The sequence below is a fragment of the Streptococcus oralis genome, from assembly GCF_023110055.1.
Classification (GTDB): Bacteria; Bacillota; Bacilli; order Lactobacillales; family Streptococcaceae; genus Streptococcus; species Streptococcus oralis_BY.
The window spans coordinates 1-791 of the sequence record NZ_JALDVG010000006.1; the positions used below are offsets into that span (position 1 = coordinate 1).

The 791-nt window shown below is 50.9% G+C and carries 9 tRNA genes; all 9 read left to right on the forward strand.

Annotation, left to right across the window (positions count from 1 at the left end):
* Positions 1-3 precede the first annotated feature (3 nt).
* The 9 genes from M1G01_RS09580 to M1G01_RS09620 all read left to right on the forward strand — a co-directional run bounded on the left by M1G01_RS09580 (position 4) and on the right by M1G01_RS09620 (position 786).
* Positions 4-76, forward strand: a tRNA-Val gene (locus M1G01_RS09580).
* A gap of 2 nt (positions 77-78) precedes the next feature.
* A tRNA-Asp gene (locus tag M1G01_RS09585) sits at positions 79-151 on the forward strand.
* A gap of 24 nt (positions 152-175) precedes the next feature.
* Positions 176-248 (forward strand) — tRNA-Lys (locus M1G01_RS09590).
* A 5-nt stretch (positions 249-253) separates the two neighbouring features.
* Positions 254-335: transfer RNA gene (locus tag M1G01_RS09595), tRNA-Leu, on the forward strand.
* Between the two features lie 12 nt (positions 336-347).
* A tRNA-Thr gene (locus M1G01_RS09600) sits at positions 348-420 on the forward strand.
* A 27-nt stretch (positions 421-447) separates the two neighbouring features.
* Positions 448-519, forward strand: a tRNA-Gly gene (locus M1G01_RS09605).
* A 7-nt stretch (positions 520-526) separates the two neighbouring features.
* Positions 527-612: transfer RNA gene (locus tag M1G01_RS09610), tRNA-Leu, on the forward strand.
* Positions 613-623: 11 nt separating this feature from the next.
* Positions 624-697: transfer RNA gene (locus M1G01_RS09615), tRNA-Arg, on the forward strand.
* Between the two features lie 15 nt (positions 698-712).
* A tRNA-Pro gene (locus M1G01_RS09620) sits at positions 713-786 on the forward strand.
* The last annotated feature ends 5 nt before the right edge of the window (positions 787-791 follow it).

Below are 791 nucleotides of genomic sequence, written 5' to 3' on the forward strand. Positions count from 1 at the left end.
TTTGGGAGTTTAGCTCAGCTGGGAGAGCATCTGCCTTACAAGCAGAGGGTCAGCGGTTCGATCCCGTTAACTCCCATAGGTCCCGTAGTGTAGCGGTTATCACGTCGCCCTGTCACGGCGAAGATCGCGGGTTCGATTCCCGTCGGGACCGTTTAAGATAACGGAAGTTATTTTAGACTCGTTAGCTCAGTTGGTAGAGCAATTGACTTTTAATCAATGGGTCACTGGTTCGAGCCCAGTACGGGTCATATTTGCGGGTTTGGCGGAATTGGCAGACGCACCAGATTTAGGATCTGGCGCTTAACGGCGTGGGGGTTCAAGTCCCTTAACCCGCATAATAGAAATCAGCCGGCTTAGCTCAGTTGGTAGAGCATCTGATTTGTAATCAGAGGGTCGCGTGTTCAAGTCATGTAGCCGGCATTTTTTTATATAGAATAAGAGGTCGATGCGAACGTAGTTCAGTGGTAGAACACCACCTTGCCAAGGTGGGGGTCGCGGGTTCGAATCCCGTCGTTCGCTTAGAGAGGCCGGGGTGGCGGAACTGGCAGACGCACAGGACTTAAAATCCTGCGATTGGTAACGATCGTACCGGTTCGATTCCGGTCCTCGGCATATAATGATGAGCACCCTTAGCTCAACTGGATAGAGTACCTGACTACGAATCAGGCGGTTAGAGGTTCGACTCCTCTAGGGTGCATTTTTTTATTTAACGCGGGAAGTAGCTCAGCTTGGTAGAGTACTTGGTTTGGGACCAAGGTGTCGCAGGTTCGAATCCTGTCTTCCCGATTGAT